The sequence below is a fragment of the Moorena sp. SIO1G6 genome (assembly GCF_010672795.1).
Classification (GTDB): domain Bacteria; phylum Cyanobacteriota; class Cyanobacteriia; order Cyanobacteriales; family Coleofasciculaceae; genus Moorena; species Moorena producens.
Window position 1 is genome coordinate 1 of the sequence record NZ_JAAHFZ010000141.1, and the last position, 2,919, is coordinate 2,919.

The 2,919-nt window shown below is 41.7% G+C and carries 4 protein-coding genes and 1 pseudogene; 3 read left to right on the forward strand and 2 right to left on the reverse strand.

The window, feature by feature from the left end:
* Positions 1–278: 278 nt before the first annotated feature.
* The 3 genes from F6K63_RS36500 (at position 279) to F6K63_RS36510 (ending at position 1,995) form a co-directional block, all read left to right on the forward strand.
* Positions 279–503 (forward strand): hypothetical protein, encoded by a 225-nt coding sequence (locus F6K63_RS36500; protein ID WP_008184077.1) that lies wholly within the window; start codon positions 279–281, stop codon positions 501–503.
* Positions 500–1,069 carry a Uma2 family endonuclease gene (locus F6K63_RS36505; RefSeq protein ID WP_008184075.1) on the forward strand — a complete coding sequence of 190 codons (570 nt, stop codon included), beginning with the start codon at positions 500–502 and terminating at the stop codon, positions 1,067–1,069. The genes F6K63_RS36500 and F6K63_RS36505 overlap by 4 nt, the downstream gene beginning before the upstream one ends.
* A gap of 323 nt (positions 1,070–1,392) precedes the next feature.
* Positions 1,393–1,995: a metal-dependent hydrolase gene (locus tag F6K63_RS36510; protein ID WP_287256760.1), complete on the forward strand. Its 603-nt coding sequence runs from the start codon at positions 1,393–1,395 to the stop codon at positions 1,993–1,995.
* A gap of 121 nt (positions 1,996–2,116) precedes the next feature.
* On the opposite strand, the gene F6K63_RS36515 is transcribed toward F6K63_RS36510, so the two are convergent.
* Positions 2,117–2,296, reverse strand: coding sequence for a hypothetical protein (locus F6K63_RS36515; protein ID WP_044493130.1), 180 nt, complete (start codon positions 2,294–2,296; stop codon positions 2,117–2,119).
* A gap of 234 nt (positions 2,297–2,530) precedes the next feature.
* A pseudogene (locus tag F6K63_RS36520) lies at positions 2,531–2,919 on the reverse strand (Uma2 family endonuclease); the annotation flags it as partial.

The following is a 2,919-nucleotide window of genomic DNA, read 5'->3' on the forward strand; positions in this document are numbered from 1 at the left end:
AGGAGGAGTATTATGCACAACAGCAGAGGTCATAGTTTTAGACATAGTGGTGGTATTTCCTACTCAAATTTAACGCCTATCGCTAAGGTATCGTTGAAACTTGCTAAAAAACCCAGCCGTTGGTTCTTTCTTTTTTGAGCAAACTATGGTACTAGAGTTGCTACAGTAGCTATTCTATTAGTAGTCAATTTTTAGAGGACAACAAAGCTTGTAGGCCACGCTTCGCGATCAAGCTGAGGCCTTTGGGCCACGCTTTGCGAACGCTTCCGCCAAAGGCGATGGGCGAAGCCCCGCTTTCAGCGATCGCCTTTGGCGCGGCTGAGGCCTTTGGCCACGCTGCGCGAACGCCGATCGGAATAGTTATTGATCACTGGGAATCAAAAACGCGATCGCTAAAACAATTCTATAGCGTTAGTTATTTTTATAAAATACACTTAGGTTTCTACTCCCTACTCTCTACTCCCTACTCCCTGCTCCCTGCTCCCTTCCCTAAACAATCATGACCACCCTAACCCTTGATCTCCAATCAATTAACCTTACCGACGAGCAATTTTTCCAGCTTTGTCAAGACAACCATGATTTAAAATTTGAACGCAATGCTAATGGAGATTTAATTATTATGTCACCCACTGGCGGCAGCACAGGAAACTGTAATCTAGAAATAGGCTACCAACTTCAAGCCTGGAGCCGTCAAAACAAGTTGGGAATTGCTTTCGATTCTTCCACTGGTTTTAAACTCCCCAATGGTGCCGACCGTTCTCCCGATGCTTCTTGGATACCATTACAAAGCTGGAATAGTTTAACTCCTCAACAACAAGAGAAATTTCTGCCCCTGTGTCCTGATTTTGTGATTGAATTACGTTCGCCTAGTGATAGCTTAATAGCAATTCGCCAGAAGATGGAAGAATACCGAGACAATGGTGCTCGTAATGGTTGCTTGATTAATCGTAAAGAGCGACAAGTTGAAATTTATCGACCAAGTAGAGATATTGAGGTTTTAGAGTCTCCCCCTAGTTTATCTGGAGAAGAGGTTTTGCCTGGTTTTGTGTATCTTGACCTGGGGGGGTGACATGCAAGCTGAAATCCTTACTGGGTAATAATTTCAGCCGATAATTCCCAAAAATATACATTCTGTTTTGGGCGCTCCTTTGGACGTAGTTATAAGGGTTTGAGCTTCCCTAACATGAATTTAGGCTTAATTTCCGACTGTATCTTCCATGACACCATTGGCATCAAAGCCTTATAGAGTAAGCTTTTTGGGGCTCATGTCACCCCCTCAGGTATCTTGACCTAATTTGGTGAAGGGTTATACTTAAACATAAATTTTGATTTTACCTATTAAATTAAGATGCTATAATAACTTAATTCAGTAACATCAAAATAAAAAAATATATGTCATCTTTTATTGGCCATAGTGTAACTGCTGTAACTATTGGTATTGCTTTTAATTCACCCAAAAAACCACTGCTATTGCGCTTGGCTTGGTTTTTATGGTTAATAGTAATTGCCTCTTTCCCTGACTTGGATCATTTTATCCCTTGGTTACATCAATCAGCACACCGTCAAACTCGTATTACCCATTCCCTAGCATTTGCTCTGATTATTCCCATTTGTACAATCGTAGTTTTAATTATTATAGGAATTAGGGGACGCCAACTCAAAGTGTATAGTTTTCAAGCGATATTAGCGGGTCTTTCCCAAATTATTATCGATTTGTTAGTTGGAGTTGTTGGTATACCTTTGTTCTATCCCTTCACTAGAGAAAACTTTAAACTTCCTTGGGGTATTTTACCCAGCGCCGGAAAACTAGACCTAAGCAATTATTACTTATATAAAAACCTATTGATCGAGATGGGGATACTATTACCATTGTTTTCCTTGGTTGCCATTTGTCGTTACCATCTTTTAAAACCCCGTCAGGTAAAAATTGTTATCTTTGGCTTACTGTTTACTTCAACCTGCTTTATGTTTTGGGGATATAATCTGTCTCGGTAGCCCAAGCATGGTGGTATAGCACTACCCATTTGACAAAACTATGGTAAAAGAGTTGCTAAACCAACTATGAGTTGACCTTAGCAACTCCTCCTAACTCGAGGGATATTGCGATGGGTGCATCTCATATTTGTAAAAGGGGAATGGGGAATGGGGAATGGGGAATGGGGAATGGGGAATGGGAAATGGGTAATAGGTAATGGGTAATAGGTAATAGGGGAAGCATGTCACTTAAGCCTAATATTTTTACCATTACTATAGCCCCCTGATGGGTAATTGCTTGCTGATCTGGTAAATAGTTCATCTGTTCTGCAACTAAGACCGGATTTTTGTTGTTTTGTCAAGTAGTTCATTTGTTAGGCTTATTTGACCTGCTCCCTTTATAGTCGGGTGCATCTCATATTTGTAAAAAAGGAAGTGTGGGGCCCGGGCCCGGGGAGTGTGGGAATTTTCTCCCGAATTTTTGCCTAATTGCAAAACTGAGATGCACCCTATTGCGATCGCTTAAATCCGTTAACTACTCCGTTGCGCGATCGCTTCAAACTTGATCAGGATCCACTCCCATAGCTCGTAAACGAGCAGCCAGTTGCTCGGCTCGTTCTTGAGCTTGGGCTAATTGCTGTTGAGCTTGGGCTGCTTGTTGTTGAGCTTGGGCTGCTTGTTGTTGAGCTTGGGCTGCTTCTTCTTGAGCTTGCACTGCTATTTCTTCAGCAGTAGGTAGCACAATTCCCTCTAAAGTAGCCCAACGTAACCAAGTAGTATCAACATTATTTTTATAAACCCCTTGCCAACGGACTAAAGCTAATCCTAATCTTTCGCTAATTAGTCGTCCTTGTTCATCTTCAGTTAAAGGCTGATAGACGCCATTGTGCAACCTAAATCCGGCAAAATCCTCTGGATTAAACGGGTCGTACCAAAAATATTCGG